Annotated in this window: 18 protein-coding genes; 11 read left to right on the top strand and 7 right to left on the bottom strand. The window is 67.9% G+C overall.

The window, feature by feature from the left end:
• Nucleotides 1–74 precede the first annotated feature (74 nt).
• From IPG50_00305 to pnp, 5 genes are all read left to right on the top strand, one after another.
• Nucleotides 75–2,417: a bifunctional metallophosphatase/5'-nucleotidase gene (locus IPG50_00305; GenBank protein MBK6690645.1), complete on the top strand. Its 2,343-nt coding sequence runs from the start codon at nucleotides 75–77 to the stop codon at nucleotides 2,415–2,417.
• Nucleotides 2,414–3,967 carry a hypothetical protein gene (locus tag IPG50_00300; protein ID MBK6690644.1) on the top strand — a complete coding sequence of 518 codons (1,554 nt, stop codon included), beginning with the start codon at nucleotides 2,414–2,416 and terminating at the stop codon, nucleotides 3,965–3,967. Before IPG50_00305 ends, IPG50_00300 begins: the two co-directional genes overlap by 4 nt.
• Before the next feature lie 56 nt (nucleotides 3,968–4,023).
• On the top strand, nucleotides 4,024–5,880 hold the full coding sequence (locus IPG50_00295) for a hypothetical protein (GenBank protein MBK6690643.1): 1,857 nt from the start codon (nucleotides 4,024–4,026) through the stop codon (nucleotides 5,878–5,880).
• Between the two features lie 248 nt (nucleotides 5,881–6,128).
• Complete coding sequence (gene rpsO, locus IPG50_00290) at nucleotides 6,129–6,398, top strand: 30S ribosomal protein S15 (protein MBK6690642.1); 270 nt, start codon at nucleotides 6,129–6,131, stop codon at nucleotides 6,396–6,398.
• A 264-nt stretch (nucleotides 6,399–6,662) separates the two neighbouring features.
• Nucleotides 6,663–8,909, top strand: a complete 2,247-nt coding sequence (gene pnp, locus IPG50_00285; protein MBK6690641.1) for a polyribonucleotide nucleotidyltransferase — start codon at nucleotides 6,663–6,665, stop codon at nucleotides 8,907–8,909.
• Between the two features lie 79 nt (nucleotides 8,910–8,988).
• On the opposite strand, the gene polX is transcribed toward pnp, so the two are convergent.
• Nucleotides 8,989–10,728: a DNA polymerase/3'-5' exonuclease PolX gene (polX, locus tag IPG50_00280; protein ID MBK6690640.1), complete on the bottom strand. Its 1,740-nt coding sequence runs from the start codon at nucleotides 10,726–10,728 to the stop codon at nucleotides 8,989–8,991.
• Between the two features lie 187 nt (nucleotides 10,729–10,915).
• Here polX and IPG50_00275 point away from each other — a divergent pair, with 187 nt between their 5' ends.
• On the top strand, nucleotides 10,916–13,270 hold the full coding sequence (locus tag IPG50_00275; protein MBK6690639.1) for a PQQ-like beta-propeller repeat protein: 2,355 nt from the start codon (nucleotides 10,916–10,918) through the stop codon (nucleotides 13,268–13,270).
• Between the two features lie 2 nt (nucleotides 13,271–13,272).
• Here the strand turns inward: IPG50_00275 and IPG50_00270 are convergent, their stop codons facing one another.
• The 3 genes from IPG50_00270 to IPG50_00260 all read right to left on the bottom strand — a co-directional run bounded on the left by IPG50_00270 (nucleotide 13,273) and on the right by IPG50_00260 (nucleotide 17,738).
• Complete coding sequence (locus tag IPG50_00270) at nucleotides 13,273–14,193, bottom strand: hypothetical protein (protein MBK6690638.1); 921 nt, start codon at nucleotides 14,191–14,193, stop codon at nucleotides 13,273–13,275.
• Between the two features lie 143 nt (nucleotides 14,194–14,336).
• On the bottom strand, nucleotides 14,337–16,061 hold the full coding sequence (locus IPG50_00265) for a class I SAM-dependent methyltransferase (protein ID MBK6690637.1): 1,725 nt from the start codon (nucleotides 16,059–16,061) through the stop codon (nucleotides 14,337–14,339).
• Between the two features lie 90 nt (nucleotides 16,062–16,151).
• The gene (locus tag IPG50_00260; GenBank protein MBK6690636.1) at nucleotides 16,152–17,738 is read right to left on the bottom strand and encodes a hypothetical protein; all 1,587 of its coding nucleotides are present in this window, start codon (nucleotides 17,736–17,738) and stop codon (nucleotides 16,152–16,154) included.
• 303 nt (nucleotides 17,739–18,041) lie between these two features.
• On the opposite strand from IPG50_00260, the gene IPG50_00255 reads away from it, so the two are divergent.
• The gene (locus IPG50_00255; protein MBK6690635.1) at nucleotides 18,042–18,788 is read left to right on the top strand and encodes a hypothetical protein; all 747 of its coding nucleotides are present in this window, start codon (nucleotides 18,042–18,044) and stop codon (nucleotides 18,786–18,788) included.
• Nucleotides 18,789–18,990: 202 nt separating this feature from the next.
• On the opposite strand, the gene grxD is transcribed toward IPG50_00255, so the two are convergent.
• From grxD to IPG50_00240, 3 genes are all read right to left on the bottom strand, one after another.
• Nucleotides 18,991–19,299 (bottom strand): Grx4 family monothiol glutaredoxin, encoded by a 309-nt coding sequence (gene grxD, locus IPG50_00250; GenBank protein MBK6690634.1) that lies wholly within the window; start codon nucleotides 19,297–19,299, stop codon nucleotides 18,991–18,993.
• Nucleotides 19,300–19,349: 50 nt separating this feature from the next.
• A complete protein-coding gene (locus IPG50_00245) occupies nucleotides 19,350–20,114 on the bottom strand; it encodes an SDR family oxidoreductase (GenBank protein ID MBK6690633.1) in 765 nt (254 codons plus the stop codon).
• 93 nt (nucleotides 20,115–20,207) lie between these two features.
• Nucleotides 20,208–20,483: a hypothetical protein gene (locus tag IPG50_00240; protein MBK6690632.1), complete on the bottom strand. Its 276-nt coding sequence runs from the start codon at nucleotides 20,481–20,483 to the stop codon at nucleotides 20,208–20,210.
• An 86-nt stretch (nucleotides 20,484–20,569) separates the two neighbouring features.
• Here IPG50_00240 and IPG50_00235 point away from each other — a divergent pair, with 86 nt between their 5' ends.
• Genes IPG50_00235 through genX form a run of 4 tightly spaced genes read left to right on the top strand, consistent with a single transcriptional unit; the run spans nucleotide 20,570 to nucleotide 22,932 of the window.
• Nucleotides 20,570–21,040, top strand: coding sequence for a hypothetical protein (locus IPG50_00235; GenBank protein ID MBK6690631.1), 471 nt, complete (start codon nucleotides 20,570–20,572; stop codon nucleotides 21,038–21,040).
• A gap of 52 nt (nucleotides 21,041–21,092) precedes the next feature.
• The gene (locus tag IPG50_00230) at nucleotides 21,093–21,353 is read left to right on the top strand and encodes a flagellar biosynthetic protein FliQ (protein ID MBK6690630.1); all 261 of its coding nucleotides are present in this window, start codon (nucleotides 21,093–21,095) and stop codon (nucleotides 21,351–21,353) included.
• Nucleotides 21,353–22,021, top strand: a complete 669-nt coding sequence (locus tag IPG50_00225) for a TetR/AcrR family transcriptional regulator (protein ID MBK6690629.1) — start codon at nucleotides 21,353–21,355, stop codon at nucleotides 22,019–22,021. The genes IPG50_00230 and IPG50_00225 overlap by 1 nt, the downstream gene beginning before the upstream one ends.
• The gene (gene genX / locus IPG50_00220; GenBank protein ID MBK6690628.1) at nucleotides 21,916–22,932 is read left to right on the top strand and encodes an EF-P lysine aminoacylase GenX; all 1,017 of its coding nucleotides are present in this window, start codon (nucleotides 21,916–21,918) and stop codon (nucleotides 22,930–22,932) included. Before IPG50_00225 ends, genX begins: the two co-directional genes overlap by 106 nt.
• Nucleotides 22,933–22,987: the final 55 nt, after the last annotated feature.

Here is a 22,987-nt window from a genome sequence, read left to right as displayed (position 1 = left end):
AGGTCGCTGACCGGTCCCCGTCCGTCGTCGCACAGCACCTTCGTCGAATCGCCGGCGCGCTGGTCCTTTTGGCCTTGGGACTCCTCGTCACGCTTGGCACGCCGGGCTGCGGCGACACAGTGACGCCGGGCGGTGGCCTCGAGAGCCCCTGCCCCGGTGGAGGCACGTGCCAGACGCGGCTGACGATCCTTCACACGTCGGACATCCACTCGCGCCTCTACAGCTACGACCAGATCATCACGAAGGTCGACGCCGACCTCGGTCTCGGAGCCATCGACACGGTGCGCAACATCGGCGGCGTGGCTCGCATGGGCCACGTGCTCGGTCGCGAGCGGGCGCGCGCGAGTCGCGTGGTGCACCTCGACTCGGGCGACTGCTTTCAGGGCGCGCCGATCTTCAACTTCTACGCCGGCGAGCCCGAAGTGCGGGCGCTCACGGCCATCGGCACGAACGCCGCCGTCATTGGCAACCACGAGTTCGATCGTGGCGCCCTCAACGTGACGACGCAGTTCCAGAGGTGGGCCGGCTTTCGCGCCCTCGCGGCGAACTATCGCTTCGACGATCCCACAACGCCGCAGAGCCCCAAGCTCGGGACCATCTCACAACCCTTTCAGGTCTTCGACCTCGGGGGGCTCAAGGTCGCGGCCATCGGCATGGCCAACCTCTCGAGCCTGACATCGGTCTTCGACCAACCCAACCGCCTCGGCATCGAACCGCTCAACACCGTAGAGACCGCGCAGGCGTACATCGATTTGCTGAGGCCCCACGTGGACCTCATCGTGATGGTGACGCACCTGGGCCTCGAGGTCGATCAGCGAATGGTGCGCGGCACGACGGGCATCGACGTGGTGGTGGGAGGCCACAACCACATCGTCCTCAACCCACCGCAGGAGATCACCGACTGCGCCGCCGACCCGCTGGCGCCAGGCTACGTCTGGGTCACCGATCCCGCGCTCGAGGTCAACTTGGGCGGCGAGCCGCCCAACGACGCCGACCACCCGGATCCGAAGTTTCACCCGTACATGCGCAAGCGCGCGTGCAAGCCGCGCAAGGTCCTCATCGTCCATTCGGGCGCCTTCAGCAAGTACGTCGGCCGGCTGGACTTGGTGGTCTCGAACATCGCCGCAGAGGTCTCGCCGACAGGTGCCGCCAGCGACTACAACCCGACCGATCGCTTCGAGGTCGTCTCGAATCGCTACCAGGCGATTCCCATCGACGACACGCTGCCGGAAGACCCCGTCGTCGCGAACATGCTCGAGCCCTATCGCCGGACGCTCGACGTCGTCGCGGACCTCGACATCCTCGCGGGCTTCGCCCCCACGGTGCTGAAGCGAAGCTCTCCCATCGGCGGTGACTCGCCGCTTGGCAACCTCGTCGCGAGTTCCATCTGGCTTCGCCTCGGCGTGCAGACGGACTTCTCGCTGACGAACACCACGGGCATCCGCACCGACCTGAACCCGGGACCGGTCTCCGTCGAGAGCATGTACAACATGTTCCCCTTCGACAATTCCATCTCGAAGATGCAGCTCTCCGGCAAGGAGGTCCAAGATCTCTTCGACTTCGTGGCGCGCCGGTCTTCCCTCCGCGGTTGCAACGCCCAGGCTCAAATCGGCGGTGCTCGCGTTCGCATCAACTGCGCCGGCTGCACGCGTCCCGACGCCGGCGCCGAGTGCAAGAGCAACGACGACTGCCCGCCCAACTCGACCAACGGGTGCGACACGTCCCGCGGTCGGTGCCGCCTCGTGGCCTGCGCCGAACAAATCTACATCGGCCATACCCAGACGAAGTGCGCGGCCGATGCCGACTGCGCCATCGGCGGCAACGTGCGACCCGGCGTCTGCGACAAGGACGGCGCGAAGCGCTGCATGTCACCGGTCGAGGAGACCAACCTCTACGAGCTCGCGACGAGCAACTACCTCGCTGGCGGCGGCTCGGGCTATCGCGTGCTCCAACGCAACACCACGCAGTTCGACACGAAGATCCAGCAACGCGACGCGCTCATCGACTACATCCGCCAGGGCAAGCCGTGCGGCTGGCGCGATCCCAACGCGAACGGCGCCTCTGCCGACGGCATCGCCGCCGACGGCCTTAAGGTGTGCCGCACCGACGAAGACTGCGGCTCGGATTTCGTATGCGCATGCCAGGGACGCGTCGTCGCCGAGGAGAGCCCCACGGGAACGGTCTGTCGCACCGACGGCGCTTGCGAAGGGGTGGTCGGGCGCTGCGTGCTCAAAGCCTGCCGCGACGGCGTCGCTGAGTTCCACAACAAGGTGTGCCGTGACTCGCCGTTCAAGAGGGCCTGCCAGGTCGACCTCAACGCGTGCTCCCTCGCCGGCGAAGAGTGCAAGATCCTCTCGTGTGTCGACAGCAAGCTCGGAGCCGCAAGCGACAATCGCATCGAGATGCTCGGCCGATGAATCAACGACCCAAGCCCCAGCTAGCCAACATGCCGAAGCGAGCCCTCGCAGGCCTGATCGCGGCGTTCGCCATCGCACCAGCGGGCTGCACCGCAGGCTTCGGTCAGGCGCCGGGCGCGAGTTCCATACGCGTGCAAGTCGTTCAGGGTGACGTCGGCACGGCGACAAAGCGCCTGCCCATCACGTTCACCGACGCGACGCGCTTCACGGTCCGCATCGAGGCCCTTGGCGCGGACGGCAAGCCCGACGGTAAGTTCTCCGGCTTCGTTCGCCTCTCGACGAAGCCCGGCACCATCTTCCAAATGGCGGGCGGCGGCGTGCGAGGCCGGAACGTGCAGCTCAGCGGCGGTGTCGCCGAGGGCGTCGTCGTCGATCTCGTGGCCACCTACGGCGACTCGCGCATTTGGGCCGAAGACGTCGGCTACGCGCCGAGCGGCGCCGACAAGCCGCGCTGCTCCGACGGCGTCGACAACGACAACGACGGCCTCGTCGACTTTCCGACCGACCCCGGCTGCGCCTTCGCCGACGACGACACGGAGAATCCGGGCGGCTTCGCCACCGGCGCGAGCGAGACGTTGTTCTTCCAGTATCCGCGCATCGCCGACGTCCGCGGTGTGGGTCAGGGCGGCGCCGCCACGCCCTTCCCAAAGGAGCAGGTTCAGATCGACACGGGCTACGACCGCGGCGAAAACAAGTTCAACCACTCGCTCGTGGTCACGCGGATCGCCTCCGACGGCTTCTACGTGACCGACATCGACGACCCGCGCGGCTACACATCGATCTTCGCCTACACCTTCAACCCGCCGGCGCGCTTGGGCGTCTGCGACCGCCTCGTGACGCTCTCCGGCACGGCCGTCGACTTCTTCGGATTCACCGAGCTCTCGTTCCCCGCCTGGTCCGTCGAAGAGCGCGTTTGCAAGAAGAACGGCGACGCCCTCGAGTGCAACCGGCCTTGCTTCGTCCCCGAGCCGCGCGTGCTGGCGCTCACGGATCTTGCGAACCTCAAAGAGAAGCTTCGCGCGTCCGCCTCCCTTGTGCGCGTCGAGTCGAAGGGCGATGTCGAGGTGCGGATCGCCCAACACTTTGGCAAGGGCGACGCGCCGAAAGACGGCGGCCAGTACTCGTTCACCAACGAGGCTTCCAACTGCGACTTCAACCGCAATGGTCGCGTCGAGTTCGATCGGCCCGACGAAGCCGAGTGCTCCAACGCCTGCGACAAGGATCCCGAGTGCGTCGAGTGGTCAGCCTTCGCGCAGCGGAGCGACTTCGAGCTCGTCATCGAGGAGAAGCGCGCCGCTCAGGGCTCACGCTCCGTGAAGGTCCAGGCAAACGCCACGGCGGCGCCCGACTTCGACGTCCTCGCGGCGCGCGGCAAGCCGCTGCGCGCGTACAGCGGGACCCTCCGCTACTTCTCCGACGGCTCGCAGTTCACCATCGAAGCGCGCTGCCAGGATGACGTCGTCGCCGACATGGGCGCGTCGCCGAAGGCCTCGGACCAGGCCTGCGTCTTCCCCCGTCTCGACACCGACAACAACGCGGGCACCCAATGACCTTTTCTCGCCGTTTCGCCGCTCGTTCCGCGATGGAGAGCACACCTCGAGCCCCCATGAACCGCCCCCCCTCTTCGATCCTTCTTCGCCCCGGTCACGCGGCTGTCGCGAGCCTGCTGGCGCTTCTCGCCGCGCCCAACCTCGCCTTCGCGCAAGCCGCCCCGACCGACGGGACCAAGTCGACCGACGACAAGACGTCCGACAAGGCCGGCGACAAGGCCGGTGACAAGCCGACCGACACGAAGGGTGACGGCGCCGCGGCGAGCGGCGGCATCGGCGTGGCAGCCTCCGCGGGCACCGACGCCAAGGGCGACGCAAAGGTCGACGCGGACAAGAAGCCCGAGGACCTCGCCCTCGGCTCCGCCGGCGCCCGCGCCGCCGGCACTGCGCCGCCGGGGACCAACTACGGCAACTTCATGGACACCCGTCTCACGTGGACGCTCGGTGAAGACGACTTCCTCCATCGCACGGGGGAGATCACGCCCATCTCGCAGAACCTCAACATCGGCGACAGGCCCCAATACCGCCTGCCCGCCGACGGCTTGAACTCGCGCTTCGCGGGCCGCGAAAACCTCACGCACCTCGTCATGTACAAGAAGATGCCCGCCTTCGTGGAGGGCCTCACGACGGAGGCGGCGCTCGTCCTGCGCTTCGACCTCGCGTCGTTGTCGGCGAACACGGGCTCGCTCAACTCAGCGCTTTACGACTCTGGTTCATACATTCGCCTGTTTTACGGGACGAGCGCCACCAACAAGAAGCTCGGTCTCTCGACGGTCCTCTTTCCGCTCGACACCGACCGCTTCCGCCTCGGCTACCTCTACGACATCAGCTGGGGTGGCACCGCCGCCAACATCAACCAGTCGATCTTCCCGCGCATTCAGGGCTCATCGCCCGGCGCCAAGGTCCAGTACGACGGCGAGGGCTATTACGTCTTCGCAGGCTTCAAGACCGCCACCATCGTCCAGCCGCAGCAGGTGCTCTCGCCGGGCGGCGAGAGCGAGGTCGAGACGGTGCGCGTGGGTGAGACCAACTACGGCGGCCTCTTGGGCGGCGGCGTCGATCTCGGTCCCGTCGTGCGCGTCGACCTCGGCGCCGGTGCGTTCCAGCAGGGCAAGTTCGACCTCGAGGACGTCCGCGGCAAGTCCGTCTACACCTACGGCGGCTCGGCGCGCGTCGTGGTGCATCACAACATGCCCGTGCCTTCGTCGGTCGACTTCCAGCTCTATCGAAACGACCCCAACGCGCCCCAGATCCTGTTCGCACCCGAGAAGTACAACGCCGATGAGTTCGCCGTGGCCGTCAGCGGCGAGACCTCGGTCTTGAATCAACACCTCAAGGACTTCGATCGCTCCGGCACGACGAAGGATCAGAGCGCCGTCGCCGGCGCCCTGCAGAGCGTGTTCAAGGTTGGCTACGCGCGGCTCTCCGTCACGGGCCTCTACAAGCAGCTCAACTTCATCGTGCGCAACGTGCCGGGCTTCATTCCCTTCGAGACCTTGCCGGCCAACGCCAAGAGCGATCCCGAGCTCTTCGGTGCCCTCGCCGCCGACTACCACATCGCGAGCCTCAAGCTCACGCCAGGCATCAGCGGCGGCATCCAGCTGCCGGCGACCTTCCGTAGCGAGTTCGCCGACGGCGGCAGCGTGCCGGCCTCGCGAACGATCATCGTGCGGACGCAGGGCGACAACTCCATCCTTCCCTACGGTGCGGAGCGAAGTGTCGCGGTCCAGGGGCGCCTCAGCCTCCGCTGGACGATGTCCGACATGCTCGGCGCGGTCCTCTGGACCCAGGTCATCAACGACAACAACGGGACCCTCGTCGTTCGCGATCCGGTCGAAGGAACGGCGTCGCTCCGGAAGTTCCAAGACCCGTTGCGCATCGGCGCCGGCCTTTCGCTCCAGGCCCGCTTCTGACCCGCCGAGCGTGACGGGCCGCGCCCGGCTGATTTGGGTTTCGTCGCCCGCGCCGCCGCACTCCCTCATTGACGACGGCCCCGGGGCGCACAATACTCCGCGAGCCTTTCTCGGTACTGAACGCATGATGCGTCAGGCTACGGGGAAATGGCCGGGCGGCTTCGGCCGCGCGAGACCTTGCGGTGGCTCTTCTGCATCACGCAGGAAGGCTTCTGCCTGGTGACGGGGCGAGTGCCCCAGGAGTTCTCATGCCGCTTCACACCGAAAAGAAGTCCGAGCTCATCGGCAAGTTCAAGACCCACGAAAATGACACCGGCTCGCCCGAGGTTCAGGTCGCGCTGCTCACCGAGCGCATCAGCTACCTCACAGAGCACTTCAAGACCCACGCGAAAGATCACCACTCGCGCCGTGGCCTCTTGAAGCTCGTCTCCAAGCGCCGCCGTCTCCTCGACTACCTTCGCAAGACCAGCCTCGAGCGCTACCGCAAGGTCGTCTCGACGCTCGGCCTCCGCAAGTAGTCGCCGCACCCGTCGTGGGGCTCTGCCAAGGCGGCGCCCCGCGGCGCGACGACCGCGCTCGATCCCAGCTTTTGTCGCCCCCGGCCTTGCTCTTCGATTCCTGCGCTCGAGCCTCTCGAGCCCAGCAACCGAGGACCAAAGGCGAGCCCGACGAAGGCACTCGTCAACAACCGACGCCCCCGTGCGTCTTGGTCTCGCGGGAAGCGAGACAACCGCGCCGGCGCCATGCCTCTAAGGCAACGTCGACGCACCAAGGAGCCTCTCATGGCATTCGTTCGAGAATCCGTCCTCATCAACGGCAAGCCGCTCACCTTTGAAACGGGCCGCCTCGCCAAACAAGCTCACGGCTCAATCCTCGTCTCCTACGGCGAGAGCATGGTCCTCGTCACGGCCGTCTCCGGCGACGAGCGCCCGGGCCTCGACTTCTTCCCTCTCACCTGCGAATACGTCGAAAAGACGTACGCAGCGGGCAAGATCCCCGGCGGCTTCTTCAAGCGCGAGGCTCGTCAGCGCGACGAAGAGATCCTGACCTGCCGCCTCATCGACCGCCCCTGCCGCCCGCTCTTCCCCGAGGGCTACAAGAACGACACGCAGGTCATCGCGACGGTCCTCTCGTCCGACAAAGAGAACCCCACCGACGTCCTCGCCGTGTGCGGCGCCAGCGCGGCCCTCAGCATCAGCGACATCCCGTGGGCGGGCCCCCTGGCGGGCGTCCGCGTCGCCCGCGTCGGCGGCGAGCTGATCCCCTTCCCGACCTTCGAGCAGCAGTCGCAGGCCGACATCGACCTCGTCGTCGCGTGCTCCAAAGACGCCATCGTGATGGTCGAAGGCGGGGCCGGCGAGGCCTCCGAGACCGACATCATCGACGCATTGTGGTTCGCCCACCGCGCGGCGCAGCCGATCATCGAGCTCATCGAGAAGATCAAGGCGGCCGTTGGCAAGCCCAAGCGAGCCTTCGTCCCCAAGGCTCTGCCGGCCGAGGTCGCGAGCCGCGTGGCGAAGCTGTGCGACGCGGGCATCCTCGAGGCTTCGCTCATCAAGGAGAAGGCGAGCCGATACGGCACCTACAAGAGCGTCAAGGACAAGATGGTCCAGGCGCTCACCGCGGAGCTGGGCGCCGAGAAATTCGCCGAGCACGAGAAGCTCATCAAGGCCGAGTTCGACGAGCGCAAGTACCACGTGGTCCGCGACTACGTGCTCAGCAACATGAAGCGCATCGACGGCCGCGGACCCAAAGACATCCGCGCCATCGTCTGCGAGGCGGGCCTCCTGCCGCGCACCCACGGCTCGGCGCTCTTCCAGCGCGGCGAGACGCAAGCCATCGTGACCACGACGCTCGGAACGTCGAGCGACGAGCAGAAGATCGACGCGCTCACGGGCGAGCGATGGAAGCGCTTCTTGCTTCACTACAACTTCCCCCCCTTCTCGACCGGTGAGACCAAGCCGATGCGCGGCCCCGGTCGTCGCGAGATCGGGCACGGCGCCCTCGCCGAGCGCGCCCTCGTGCGCATGCTCCCCGAGCAAGAGAAGTTCCCCTACACGGTCCGCGTCGTGTCCGAGACGCTCGAGTCCAACGGCTCGTCGTCGATGGCCAGCGTCTGCGGCGGTTCTCTCTCCCTCATGGACGCCGGCGTTCCCATCAAGGCGCCCGTCGCGGGCATCGCGATGGGCCTGATCTCTGACGGTTCGCGCACGGCGATCCTTAGCGACATCCTCGGCGACGAGGACCACCTCGGCGACATGGACTTCAAGGTCTGCGGCACAGCCAAGGGCATCACCGCGATCCAGATGGACATCAAGATCGCCGGTCTCTCGCGCGAGATCATGACGACGGCCCTCAGCCAGGCCCGCGAGGCGCGCCTCTTCATCCTCGGCAAGATGCTCGAGACCTTGGCGACGCACCGAAACGACCTGTCGAAGCACGCGCCGCGCATCACGACGGTCAAGGTCAAGCCGGACCAGATCCGCATCATCATCGGCCCCGGTGGCAAGACCATCAAGGGCATCATCGACCAGACCGGCGTCGCCATCGACGTGAACGACGACGGCACCGTCAACATCGCGTCGTCCGATTCCGACGCGGTCAAGAAGGCGCTCGACATCATCCGCGGCCTCACGGCCGAGGCCGAGGTCGGTCAGACGTACAAGGGCCCGGTCACGCGGCTCGAAGACTTCGGCGCCTTCGTCGAAATCATGCCTGGCAAGGAGGGACTCCTCCACGTGTCCGAGATGTCGCACGAGCGCGTTGAGCGCCCCAGCGACATCATGAAGGAGGGCGACGTCGTCGAGGTGAAGGTCATCTCCGTCGACGTGCAGCTCGGCCGCATCCGCCTCAGCCGCCGCGAACTCTTGCCGCTCCCCGAGGGCGAGGCCGGCGAGATGGCCAAGGCGCGCATGCTCGCGGCCCGCGAATCCGGCGGCGGCCCGCCGCGCCGCAGCGGCCCCGGCGGCGGTCGTGGCGGTCGCGACGACCGTCGCGGCGGTGGCGGCGGCGGTCGCGGACCGCGCTGAAGCAAGAGCCGCCCGGGCTTCACCCGGGCGGAGACACGAAGCGGCGGTGACGCGAGTCGCCGCCGTTTCTTTTTTTCAATCAATTCGCGCGGCGACTTTTTCGCCACGCCATCAGCTCGTCGGCCGTTTTGGTGGTGAGCACATGCTCGGGCCCCAGCCACGCGCGCCTCGCGATGCCGACGCCATAGCGCAGGTGGTCCAGCTCGCGCGTCGAGTGGGCGTCGGAGTTGATGGCGACGGGGACGCCTCGTTCTCGTGCCATGCGGGCACCGTTTTCGGAGATGTCGAGCCGGAGCGGCGACGCGTTGAGCTCGATGGCGACGCCAACGCGGGCCAGCGCCTCGAGGATCGCGTCCAAGTCCATGGGGCTGCCGTCGCGCCCGCCCAAGAGGCGGCCCGTGATGTGGCCAACGCAATCGATGAGCCCCGACTCGATGGCGCGAACGATGCGCTTGGTCATCTCGTCTTTGGGCATGTCGAGCTTCGAATGGACGCTGCCCACCACCCAATCGAGCCCGCCGAGCTCCTGCACGAGGTCGAGGCTGCCGTCGGCGAGGATGTCCGCCTCGACGCCGGCGAGGATTCGGAATCCCGCCTCCTCTTCCGCTTGGCGAATGCGTTTCACGTGCTCGCGGAGACGCTCCGGGGTCATCCCATTGGCGATGCCGAGCGCCTGCGAATGGTCGGTGACGGCGATGTAGCTGCGGCCCTTGGCCTTGGCCGCGAGCGCCATCTCGACGATGGTCGCGGCGCCGTCGGTCTCTTTGGTGTGCATGTGGAGGTCGCCGCGAAGGTCGGCGAGCTCCACGAGGCGCGGCAACGAGCCATCCTTCGCGGCCTCAATTTCGCCGCGATTCTCGCGCAGCTCGGGCGTCATCCAGCGGAGACCTAGCGACTCGTAGACGCCCTCTTCGGTGTCGCCGGCGACGGCGCTGCCCGCCGTGTCGTAGACTCCGTACTCGTTGACCTTGAGACCGCGGCGTACCGCCAGCGTGCGCATGGCCACGTTGTGGTCCTTCGAGCCGGTGAAGTACTGAAGCGCCGCGCCGAAGGATTCCTTCGGCACCACGCGCAGATCGGCCTGGAGACCGCTCTTGAGGACGACCGTCGTCTTGGTGTCGCCCTTGCCGAGGATCTCGGCGACCTCGGGCATCGTGGCCCAGGCGTCCATGATGCTCGCGGTCGCGTCTTCGCTTGCCGCCACCAAGACGTCGAGATCGCCCACGGTCTCGCGCCTGCGGCGAAGGCTCCCGGCGTATTCGCATGCCAAGACCCCCGGCAGCGCCCGGACGCGTTCGCAGAGGAGCTCAGCGAGAGCCAAGGCTTCCGCCATGGGCCAACGCTTCGGCGCGCTGGCGCGCGCCCGGTACGCCGTGATGGCGCCGAGGAGCTTCTCCTCCTTCTTCTTCCCAAAGCGCGGCAGGCTCGCCAGTTCGCCGGCTCTCGCGGCCGCCTCCAAGGCGTCGAGAGTCGTGATGCCCCGCTCGTGCCACATCTGCTGCGCCGTCTTGATGCCCATGCCGGGCACGTTGATGAGCTCCGTCAGCCCTGGCGGAAGCTTGGCGCGCGCCTCCTCGAGCTCGCGGAGCGCGCCCGTCGACACCAGCTCTTTGACGCGGCGAAGGACGCCGTCGCCGATGCCGGGCACGCCCTCGAGGGCGCCCCCGCCGCTCTTGAGCGCCTCCACGAGCGATTCACCGAGGCCTTCCACGGCGCGCGCGCCATTGCGAAAGGCGCGCACCCGAAAGGGCGCCTCTCCCCCGAGCTCCAGAACGTCGGCAAGCTCCAAGAGCGCCCTCGCCACCGCGTCGTTATCCATGCCGCGATGGTAGGCGAAGCGGCGCCCTACCACCTTCGCTTTTCCGCCGTCCAATCCGCGACATACGTCGCAGAAAACTACCTCGATTGGGGTGGCGTTCTTAGGATTCGGCTCGGGTCTTCGCCGGCAGCGGCGCGCCCGCTCTCTCCCTCGCAGTTCCCCTACCCGCGGACCCCACCAAAACCGAATGCGCAGCTTCGAGATCTTCGTCGCCGAAGACCGAGAGACGGAAGTCTCTCCCAACGACACCCACGCAGCTCCCGCCTCGGGCTCTCGTCCCAAGAGGAGAGGTGACGGCCGCGACGCCCGCGAGGTACTGGACGTGTTCGTGAGCGGCGAGGACGCCGACGGAGTGCGCGCCCGCGTCGGCTCGCGGCACGCGACGGCCGCGCTGCGCGACCTGGCCGTGGCCGCGGCGGCGCTCGGCAAGCGCGACACGGGCAAGACGCTCGTGCGCTTCTACGACGAGCCCTGGGAGCTGTGCCTCGAGCGGTTCGGAGACGCCGCGAGCTTGAGCGTCTATCGCGCGGGCCCGTGCCCGCGCGTCACGGTCCACGACGCCAGCGTGCCATTCCTCGATGTCATCGACGCGCTGACGGCCGCCGTTTCAGGCGCTCTCGCGAAGGAAGGCCACGCCGACGCGCTGCACTTCGACCTCGAGCAGGCGGCCCTCGCGCTGGCCTCCGTTGACCGTTCGCCGCGCGGCACTTCGATGCAGCCGGCGTCGGTCGTGACCGTCGACATTGATCGCGACGCGCCGGTGGCCCTCGGCTGCGATTTCTCCGTTCGACCCTCCACGGTGCCGGCGGCGCCGGAAGCTGCGCGAGTCGAGCGGACGGATCTGCACGCGCTCCTGTTCCGCGGGCGCCTCCGCGCCGAGGCCCGGGGTCGCGCCGTGGAGCTCGGCGAAGGGCACCCCTTCGTGTTCGCCGAACGTTTCCTGGAGTTGGCCGTAGCGTCGCTCCACGCCTGGGAGCGGGGACGCGAACACTTCGTACGGCAGGAAGGCGGCGGCGTCCTCGTCGGCATTCGCGTCGCGGAAGGCGGCACGGCGCTCCTTACGCTCTCCGCCGTCGCAATCCGCGGCGACAGCGGCAAGAGTGCATCTTACACCTTTCCAGCCCTGACCGTCGTCGACATCGTCGAGTGCGCCATTTCTTTTGGTCGCTCGCTCGTGCGGGGCGTTCTTCGCCGCGACCGGAGCCAGTGCATGAACCTCCGTCTTGGGGCGTTCCGAAGGGCGCTTCGCGACGCGGAAGCAGCGCTCCGTGAGGTCTACCGAGACGACATGTTGCTCAACAAGGAGCCCGAGCCCTACCGCGCCTTCGCGGAGCGCTCGCGGCCCGCCGTCTCCACCGCCGACCTCGCCGGGACACGGCTTCGCTACGCGCCGCGTTGGCGAGCGCTCGTGCCCGGGATCGATCTCCGCGCGACGTTCCTGTGCGGCGATCGCATCGTCGTCGGTGCCACCCTCGAGACCTTCTGCCTCGATCGAGCCTCGGGCCGGATCTTGTGGCGCGTTCCCACGGTTCGCGGCACGGCGGTGGTCACCCCGGGCGGCATCGCGCGCGTCGTCGCCGACGGGCACATCGACGTCCACGACTTCGGCACCGGAGAGGTCACCCTGCGCGCCCGCATTAGGCCACGGCTCGGGGGCCCGCCAGCGGGGACCGTCGTCAACGCACCGGGCCTCCCCAAGCTCTTGGTCGTGACCGAGGGCGAACGCCACCTCGTCGCCATCGACCTCGCGAGCGGCGAGCCGCGGTGGCGCTACGCCTGGGGGCGCGGAGGAGCGCCTCGCCTCCGGCGCCACGGCCGTCTGCTCTACGTCGCGAGCGGCGACAGCGCGCTCACGGCCATCGACGTTCAAACGGGCGAGGTCGTGTGGCGCGTCCGGAGCCGCTTGCGCTTCCGCAGCGCGCCGGTCCTGGGCAACGAGGTGCTCTTCGCCGTCGCCGGCGGCATGAGCTCACTGGCAGAGCTCTGGGGCATTGACCCCTATTCCGGTGAGGTTCGCTTCCGCAGCGCCATCGCGGAGGGGCCCGCCAACGTGGAAGCAACTCCCCTCGCGGCGGGGCCTTTGGCCGTCTGCACCGTGCGCGATCGTTATGGCGTGCGCCTCGTCGCCTTCGATCGCGAGTCGGGCGCCACGGCTTGGCGACAGGACTCGACGCTCGCGCCCGTTGGCACCTCGTGGCTTACCGTCGACGACCTCGTCATCGGCAACTCACCGACCGGTGAGCTCATCGCGGTCCACGGCGAGACGGGAAAGATTCACTACCGACACCTCCTCGGGCGCGTCATGGAGAGCGACATTCCCCGACGCTTGGAGCCGGTCTTGCGTTCCGGCGCCCTCTTCGTGCCCCACACCGACGTGCACGTCTTCCGCCCCGCAGACGGCGCCCAGTTGGCGACCATTGGGCCCTGCGACGCGATCCCCGACTTGCTTCGCGTCGATGAACGCTGCGACGTCTACGTCGCCGAAGAGAGCGGACACGTCGCGTCGTTCGCCGTCGGACCGCGCCTCTCGCTCGTTCGCTGACCTCAGCGAGGGGGGCGCGCGAACCGGTTTGACTCGCCGGGGAAAGGGCTGGCGCTGTCGCGCATCTCGAGTTCGCTGTCGGTCCACTCGGCTTCGCCTCGTTCACGGAAGAACGCGAGGCCGATGACCCCGACGTTGCGCGTCGAGCCGCCGGACTGGGCCGCATAGGACTCGGAGACCTTCGAGAAGCGGAAGGCAGCGACGGCGCGGTCGCTCTGGCGGAAGCCCTCGATGCGGAGCGTCGCGAAGGGCAGCAGCACGTAGCCGCGCTGCTCGAACGAGGCGGAACGCCCCGAGATGACGTCGAGGCCATCGACGCTCGCGACCGTCTCGAAGCGACGGCCGGTCCGGTTCGTGAGCACGATCGTGTAGCGCTGGCCAGCGGAGCCGAGGACGACGCTGCGATCACCGACGCGGAAGGTCTCAAGCGACGAGCCGCCCTCCCCTTCCAAGGTCACGCGGACCGCGCCACCGAGCGCCGTGAGGCTGCCGGCGGGGATGGGGCGGGCACCTTGGAAGCTGGCGAGCGCGCGAGCGCCATCGCGATCGTTGTAGTGGAGCGAGACGACGCTGCTCGGCTCATCGCCGCCGCGAACGAAGCCCACCTCACGGATGCGCGAGGCCCGCGACTCGCCCCATTCGGTACCCAGACCAGGACGCTCCTTGCGCGCGGGGGCTTCGGCCTCGGCGCGGGTGCTCGGGGCGCTCTCAGCTGCCCGGCGATCCAGGCTCGCACTCGCCGGAGCGGGTTGGGCCCCGCCGCCGGGAGCCATGTCGGCGCTAGCGTAACTGGATGGGTAGCCGGCCTGGTTGGGGGCCGGCGCGTCGGCCGGCGCCATGGCGGTCTTGGCGGCTGGCGACATCGCACCGCCGCAGCCCATCGAAGCAACACCAAGACCCAAGACCAGAGCGAAAAAGCGCATTGTCCAACCCTCCAATGCCTAAGAAACGCGGCCCGCAGCGACGCCTTACAGGCGCCGCGCTAGTTTTCTGGAGGCGCCCCAAACCGCTGCCATTCCGCGCGATTGCAGGGTCAAGAGCGGTGGCCGGCGGCGCCGCCCCCGGGTCAGCGTCGGGTCACCAGCGCGCACTTGAGGTGCGGCTCCACGTTGGGCGGCGTCGGATAGTCCGACGGGTCGGGCAGGTCCTTCGCCTGGGCCACGTCGATCTCGGCCAACCGGCCGGCGTCGAGGAGCATGCGCCGGAACTTTGCCCGACGGATCCCGCGGTGGTTGGTCGACGCGAAGAGCGCTCCACCGGGCGACACGACGCGGAGAGCTAACGCGGCGAGCTTCGCGTAGTCGCTGTCGGCAACGAAGCGATGCTTCTTCGACTTCGAATAGCTCGGCGGGTCGAGGACCACGAGGTCGAACGTTTCCTTCTTGCGGGCCGCGCGCTCTAAGTAGGCGAAGGCATCCTCCGCAACAAAGGTGTGCGCCTTGAGGTCCGCGCCGAGGCGCATCAGGCCTTGGCGGCCGCGCTCGAGCGCCGCCGTCGACGCGTCGACGCTAACGGTACGCGTCGCTCCCCCCATCACCGCTGCGAGCGTGAACCCGCAGGTGTAGGAGAAGAGATTGAGCAGCGACTTCGACGCCGCCATTTCCCTGATGCGACGGCGATTCGCGCGCTGATCAAGAAATACTCCTGTCGAGAGGCCGTCGCCAAGGCGCACCTCGACGGGCATGCCCTCCTCAAGAACCACGAGCTCGACTGGCGCTGGTGTGCCGCGAACCGGTTCACGCGGCGCGAGGTCATCGCGACGCGTATCCACCAACGTGTTCGCCTGACGCGGCCGCACCTTCAGGTAAATGCCATCGAAGCCGAGTTCGTGGACGCGGTCGAGGACTCGCTCGCGACGCGCCTTGTCGGCCCAGGGTCCATCGTCGCGCCCATCGTCGTTGTCACGGTAGAGCTGAACCACCAGGTGCTCGGCGTAGGCATCGATGGCAAGTCGAGGAAGGCCATCACCGGCCTCGTTGACGAGACGAAACGCCGTGGTGGCGCGAGGCCCGGCAGAGCGCGCGAGTCCGTAGCGGCGAATCAGGGCGCGCGCGAGGGCACGGCGAAGCGCCGCGTCGTCGTCGTAAATGCCTTCGCCGAGGTCACCTCGTTCGAGCCACAACGCAAAGTCCGCGGGGACGCGGCTCTCGAACGCCACCGGCCGCTTCGTGTCCGGGTGCACGACCGTGAGGGACCGCGCGTGGAGCATGAGGCGCGGCGCTGGGGCGCCCCCGTAGAGGACGTCCCCCGCGATGGCGAAGCCGGCGTGTGCAAGCTGCACGCGCGCTTGGTGCGTCCGGCCAGTGACGAGCGTCAACTCAAGCAGCGCGCGCTCCCCGCGCCGCTCGAGGACCCGGACCACAGTGCGGGCACGCTGCGCGCCGCGCCGGCCGCTGGGCACAACGACCATCAGGCCTTCGTCGCCGCGAACGAGGTGGTCGTCGAGGGTGACCTCCTTCCGGCGCTCCGACCAGCGCGAGACGGCAGCCACGTAGCGCTTGCCAACGGTGCGCCCCTCGAACTGCGCCGCGATGGACGCGTTGGCCTCGCGGCGCCGGGTGAAAAGGAGGAGCCCGGAGGTGTCCCGATCGAGGCGCTGATGCGTCCCGAGGTAGTCGTCCTCGTGGGTGGCCTCGAAGTGACGCTTCAGGCGGGTGACGAGATCATCGGGGACCGCTGGGTCGGCCGCCTGCGTCGGAACTCCCTCCGGCTTGTCGACCACGAGGAGCGAGCGGTCGTGGTGGACCAGCCACGTGGGGTCGATGTCGAAGAAAACGCGAGCGCGGTCCACGGAGCGTCAATAGCTCATCGCAGGCCGCGCATCACGGTCGACTGGTGTCCGGCCTTGTCCTGGTATCCAGCGCATTCGGGAACGGGCGCGTTAGACCTGGCTAGGCATCGCGACGCGCGCGGCGAGATCGCTGTCGCTGTCGGGGCCGAGCTCCGTCTCCGGCTCAGGTTCGAGGCGCCAGATGTCGGGAATCGCGTCGGCGTCTCGTTCGAGGCGATCGAGACCGCGCTTGTGCACCACCAAGGTCACCGACTCTTCGGTCCGGACGCCGTCGCAGCTGAGGACCAGCTTCACGGGAAGGCGGTAGCAGCGCGGGGCGTCGACGAAGCGAACGCGACGCGACGTGGGCTCAAGCACCGGCACCTGTTTGATCGAGTCGTCGAGGCGAGCGAAGAGCGGCGAGAGATCGTAGCGGAAGACGTGCTTGATGCCTCGCACGCCCTCTTTGGTCAAGGTCGGCTGCGGCGAGACGACGCCCTTGTGGACGTAGCGGATGACCGTGGCGTTGACGCGCGCGCCGCTCTCGGGGTTGAGCGGGTCGGGGTGACTCTGCGTGGCCTGTTCGAAGGATTCGCGCGCCGAGACGACCACATCGCGTGAGGTCAGGCGACGAACGGGCGCGCGATAGCGGGCCACGCGTTGCGCGTAGAAGCGCCCCATTTGGCCGAAGATCCAGGAGCGTCCCATCTCCTTCAAGCGGTCTTTGACGACGTACACGACACCGCCCAAGACGCCGATGAGCAGCAAGCCCGAGCTGATGGTCGTCGTGGTGGACGCGGGTTGCGACAACAAGAACACCTGCGCCGCGAAAGCCCACGACGACGCGATCAGCGCCGCGACGCCCGCGGCCCAATGGTGAATTCGCTCCGAGACGACGATGCGCTCGGCTTCGAGGAAGAGCACCTCTTGGAAGTGCTTCTTCAGTTGGCTCGCTCGATCCAGGTACCGCTCCAGCTGAACCGCAGAGCCTGCATCGGCGCGGACGTAGCCGCACGCTTGACGGTGCCCGAGCTCCAGCTCGAGCGCGTCCGCGACGCCAGCTTCGAGCACGTCGACGAGGGAACGGAAGGTGTCGGCGTGGGGTGCGCGTGACTCGAGCATCGAGCGGAGCGCGCGCTCGACCCCCGCGAGAAACTCAAGGAGGCGAACACTGACGTATTCGTCCGCCAAGCGGCGCTCGCGCGCGAGCTCGGCGGGATCGTTCTCCTGGCGGGCTCCAAAGTGAACACGCGCCTCCTCGACGACGGTGCCGACGGTCTCGGTCCAGCCGCGGAGACGTTCTTCGAGGTCGGCCGGCGGCGCGCGATGGATCAGGGAAGCCGCGAGGCGGCAATCACGGGAAAAGCCATCGCTCGCTCGCGACAGGCAAGCGGCGATGGCCACGGCGCGGCGACGAAGCGCGTCGATGGTGACCGGATCGCCGGAGCGCACCGGCTCGGCCGGACCGTCAAGCCGGGTAAACGATTGGAGCTGGTCCCAGGGCGCGTGCTTCGCGAAGGCGTTCGACGGGATCTGGAGGACCGCCTCGAGCTCGTAGCGAACGGAGCGGCTCTCCGGCAGAGGTACCGATGCGCTCCACTCCAGCCGGCTGGCGTCGTGGATCCCGACGCGGACTTCGGCCTTTGCCGACTTCGCATCAAGGAAAGAAAGCGCTCGTGTGATCTGTGCTGCTGCCATCCCCTGGTTTGGGCCGCCCCGGGGCTGCTCGGGCGAACCGTATCCACTTGGGATGCGCGCTTTGTGGGGAAGTTGCAAACAAAAATGCGGGTCTGGAGGCCGAAAAATAGGCCTCGGCTGCGAAGCGAGCTTCGCGGGAGCGCCGCCGGGGCCACCAGCGGCCCGCGGCCTCATGGATCGGGCTACCCTCTCGGGCACTCGCACGCACGCGGGATCGCGTTGGATGAGGAGGCAAACTTGGCACCCTTGAGCCTGTCGCGGCGGCGCCCGACTCTGCACGCACTTTGCAAAGGACGCTCTAGAATGCGAGCGCGCTTCCTGATCGTCGTCGCTGTGGCGCTCGCCTCAGTCCCCGCGTGTGGCGAGCGCACCCCGGAGGAAGCGGAGGAGGGCCCGACGCCTTCCGAGGACGTCGACGCCGGCTCTGCCGACACTGCGCTACCGGCTCCGCCAGACACGGGAGCCGCCCCTGACGCGGCGAGCCCCTGCCCGGTCCTCACCTTCCCCGGCGATGTGGCCCTGCGGACCGTCGCCGACGCCACCCTCACAGCCGCGTACGCGCCCCTCGCGGAGGAGCCGAACTATCCGCTGCCGCGCTGCTTCATCGACACCGACGAACTCACCGACGCGGTTACGGGCACTCGCTACGACCTCGACGTCAAGCTCGGGAAGTACTTCACCCTTCGGGAGTTAGTCGGCACCTCGTTGCCCTACACGACGAAGGTCCTGCTCTCGCCGCTGCTCGTGGAGAAGCTCAACCGCTACCGAGAAGCGCTCGGCGAAGCCGTCCGCGTGACGAGCGGCTACCGTTCGCCGGCGCACCAGAGGGCCGTTTGCCAGAGCATTTGCTCAAAGGACGTCTGCCCTGGCATCTGTGCGGCGCGCTCGAGGCATAGCTGGGGCGACGCCGTCGACCACGGAGTCGCGCCCCGAAAGAAGCACTCCGACGCGGGCTGCAAGGCAGACTTCAACTACGTGTACCGCGAGGGCGACCACGTCCACCTGGACTTGAACCCCGAGCACACCATCTGCACGGTCGACATCCTGTGACGCACGGCTAGGCCGCGGCCAAACCGCGGCGGCTGGGCGTTCGCCGAAAGCGGTGGTGGACGAGGGCCGTAGCGCGCGCCGGCGGGTTGGGGGCCGGGCCGCGACGACAGTTTGCATGCTAACTGTCAGTCTCGAGGCCGGGGCCTAAGCCCCCCAAGCCCGCGCCGGCGGTGACGCCCGGTGACGCGCAGCGCTGCGTGCCTCAGCCGAGCTCGCCGCTGAGCTCGCCGTTCTGGTGCATCTCGGTCACGATATCGCAGCCACCGACGAACTTACCCTTCACATAAAGCTGAGGGATTGTCGGCCAGTTTGAGAACTCCTTGATGCCTTCTCTGAGCTCTGGATCCGCGAGGACGTTGACCCCCTCGAACGCCACGCCCTCCTTCTTCAGGATCTCCACGACCCGGCTCGAGAAACCGCACTGCGGGAAGGACTTCGTGCCTTTCATGAACAGCACGACTTTGTTCGAATCGATGAGGGTTTGGATCTTCTGTTTGATGTCGTCGTTCATGGTGCTCTGCCCGCGCCGTTCCCGTTCTGAGCGCTCCTTCGTAAGGCCGACTACATGCTTAGGCCGCCATCGACGTCGATGGTGCGGCCGTTGAAGTAGTCACACTCGAGCACGAACTTCACGGCCACCCAGATGTCCTCCGGCAACCCGATACGGGCCACCGGGATCGCCGCGACCAGCGCGTCGCGCGCCTTCTGGTTCATGCCTTGCGTCATGGGCGTCTCGATCATGCCGGGCGCGATGCAGCCAACGCGGACCCCGAAGCTGGCAAATTCCCGAGCCCACGTGACGGTGTTCGCGGCAAGGGCGCTCTTGGCGGCGACATAGTTCGACTGGCCGCGATTGCCGTGACGCGCGATGCTCGACATGTTGACGATGACGCCTGGTCGAGTGTTCGTTTCGACCATCTTCTTCACGGAGTCACGAACGAGGAAAGTCGCTCCCGTCAGGTTCACGCCGAGGACCGCGTCCCATTGCTCCTTGCTCATCGTCTTGACCTGGCCGGTCTCGCGGTCCTTCTTGACGAGGAGTCCGTCGCGAAGGATGCCAGCGTTGTTGATGACGCCGTTTAGGCCGCCCATGGCCTCGTGAGCCCACTCAACGAAAGCCCCCACGTCGGCTTCGCTCGAGACATCCAGCTTGCGCGTGTGCACCTTTCCGGGGCCCTTGGCCATGCCCGCCGTCTCCGCGAGTCCCGCCTCGTTGACGTCGCCGACAGCCACCTGGGCGCCGGCCTCCGCCAGCCGCATCGCAAAGTGCCGCCCCATGCCCTGAGCTCCACCGGAAACGACAATCTTCAAGTCACTGAGCTTCATGGCGATCCTCCTCGCACGAGCGCGGTCGTCGTGACCGCCCGGGGCGCGAACGCGGGCGTTATAGCTCGCTTTTGGGCCCGTGAGGAGGGCGCCCTACCAGGTCATCAGGCCGAGACGACGGAGTGCCAAGAGGAGCACCAGCGCCAGGGCGAACTCGATGGCGATCCGCCCGACTTTGCGCGCAACCCGCAGCGCGAGGACGAGGGCCAACGCGGAGAGCATGAGGAGCGGCAGGCCAGTCTTCAGCGAGAGCCAGGTCGCAGCCCGCCCCAGGTCAGTGAAAACCTTCGCCAAGGACGCGGCAAGGCCCGCCGCGCCCTGCCCAAAAGGGGCCGACAGCGCCAACGCCGACGATTCGAGCCACGCCATCGCCGGCACAGTTCGCCACAGCCAAGGGCAGCGGGGCAAACTTCCTTCTTTCAAAGGGTTGCCCTTCCAAGTAGGGTGCGTTCGCCGTGCTTCGGACCCGCCCCCTCGTAGCCGCCCTCGTGTCCTTGTCGCTGGGCCTCTTGGCTTTGGCGGTCGCTTGCTCAAGCCAAGCGGAGGGTGATCGCTGCCAGCTCGACAGCGACCGCGCCGACAAGACCAACGAAGACTGCGCCGATGGCCTCGTCTGCATCGCCTCGAAAGACCTCCCGCTCGCGCCCGAGTTTCGCGGCCAGGTGAGCGATCGCGAGGGGCGTTGCTGCCCGTCGGACCGCAGCAGGGCTACCGTCGACGTCTGCCGCCAGCCCCCGCCTACGCCGGGCGGCGACGCCGCGATACCGGCGGAAGGCGGCTCGACCGCCGATGCCAGCACCGACTCGAGTGTGCCCGGCGCCGACGCCGGCCCTGACGCCGCACCGGACGGCGGCTCCGTCGATGGCGCCGTGAACGATGCGGCCTCCTCTGACGCCGGTCCCGCCGACGCCAGCGACGCCGGATAGCAAGCTCCAACGCCCCCCGCGTGCGCCCTAGCCTTCGGTCGGACCTACCGCGATGCCCGCGACGACGCTCCTCCTCGAAGCCCGCGAAGCCCTGCTGATGGCCCTCGCCCTTTCGGTGCCAGTGATCCTCGTGGCAGCCCTGGTCGGAGCCGTCGTCGCGTCGTTCCAAGCCGCAACGCAGATCCAGGACGCGACGCTCGGGCACTTGCCCCGCCTCCTGGCCGTCGCGGGGGCGCTCGCGCTCTTGGGCCCGTGGATGGCGCGCGAGCTTGGTCAGTTCGCGGAGCGCGTATTTTCCCTCGCGGGGCGCTGATGGGCTCGTCCCGCGCGAGCGCGAAGGCGCGCCCTTCGCCGTCGGCGAAAAAGGCGAGCAAGACCTCCGCCAAAAGCGGCGACAAGCGTGACCGCATCCTCGACGCCGCCGTGAAGGTCTTCGCCAAAACGGGCTTTCACGGCACCAAGGTCTCCGCGATCGCGAAGGCCGCAGGGGTCGCCGACGGGACGATCTACCTCTACTTTCGCTCGAAGGAGGAGCTCCTCGTGTCGCTCTTCGAGGACCGCGTGGAACGCCTCCTCCGGTACATGAAAGACGAGCTCGCGAAGATCGATTCAGTGCCGGAGAAGTTCCGCCGAATCATCGAACTCCAGCTCGGCCTCCTCCAGGACGAGCGCGACCTCGCCGAGGTCGTGACCATCATCTTGCGCGAGTCGACGAAGCTCATCAACGAGTTCGCGGCCCCCAAGTTCATGATGTACCTCGACGCCATCGCTCGGGTGGTCGCCGAGGGGCAGGCGCGCGGCGATTTCCGGCCCGATGTCGCGCCACACCTCGTGGCGCGCGCCACCTTTGGGGCCTTGGACGGCATCGCGCTCACGTGGACCGTGGGACGCGGCGAGCCGGAGGCGCTCACGCGAGCGGCCGCGCAGCTCGCCGACCTGCTCCTTCGCGGCTTGTCGCCGACGCCGAACGAGGCGCGGTGAAGCGCCTCGCCGAACGGGCCCGCATTCTCACCACGCTCCGCGCGTTCTTTGCGGCGAGAGACTTCCTTGAGGTCGAGACGCCGCTGCTCGTGGTCTCCCCGGGCCTCGATCTGCACCTCGACGCGTTTGCCGTGGACGCGGGCGCGGGCGCGACGCTCTACCTGTCAACGTCGCCCGAGTACCACATGAAGCGGCTCTTGGCCGACGGTCACCCGCGCATCTTCCAGCTCACGCGCGCCTTCCGACGCGGCGAGCGCGGCTCACGTCACAACCCCGAGTTTGCGATGCTCGAGTGGTACCGCGCCAACGCTGGCGTCGAGGCAATCATCGCTGACACGGAGGCGCTCATCGCCGAGGTGACCGGCGGCGCCGTTACGCTGGCGGGCCGGGTTATCGACACCACCCCGCCCTTCAAGCGCATGACCGTCTGCGAAGCCTACGAGCGCTTCGCCGGCCTTCGTCGCGACGAGACGCTTCGCATCGCGGAGAACGACGAAGACCGCTTCTTCAAGCTCCTCGTCGACGTCGTCGAGCCGGCCATCGAGGCCTTGCCCCACGCGCTCGTGCTCTGCGACTACCCGGCCTCCCAAGCGTCCCTGGCGCGCCGACGCCCCGACGACGAGGCTGTCGCCGAACGTTTCGAGGTGTACGTAGCGGGCGTCGAGCTCTGCAACGGATTCGGCGAGCTGACCGACCCGAAGGAGCAACGAGCGCGCCTCTTGCGGGACCAGCGCGAGCGCGCCGCGCGGCGCTTGCCTGTCTACCCCATCGACGAACGGTTCCTCGCGGCGCTCGAGCGCGGCTTGCCGCCGAGCGGCGGCAACGCGCTCGGCGTCGATCGGCTCGTGGCCTTGGCCTGCGGCACCACCGACATCGGCGACGTCATGGCCTTTACCGCCGACGAGGGCTGAGGCCGGTCCTCGAACGAGGGCGCAGCTCGCCGCGGCGGGTGCACGCACAGGCGCC

Source organism: Myxococcales bacterium (assembly GCA_016703425.1).
GTDB lineage: Bacteria > Myxococcota_A > Polyangia > Polyangiales > Polyangiaceae > JADJCA01.
The sequence above is the reverse complement of the archived record's forward strand: the minus strand, read 5'-3'. Positions and strand labels throughout refer to the sequence as shown.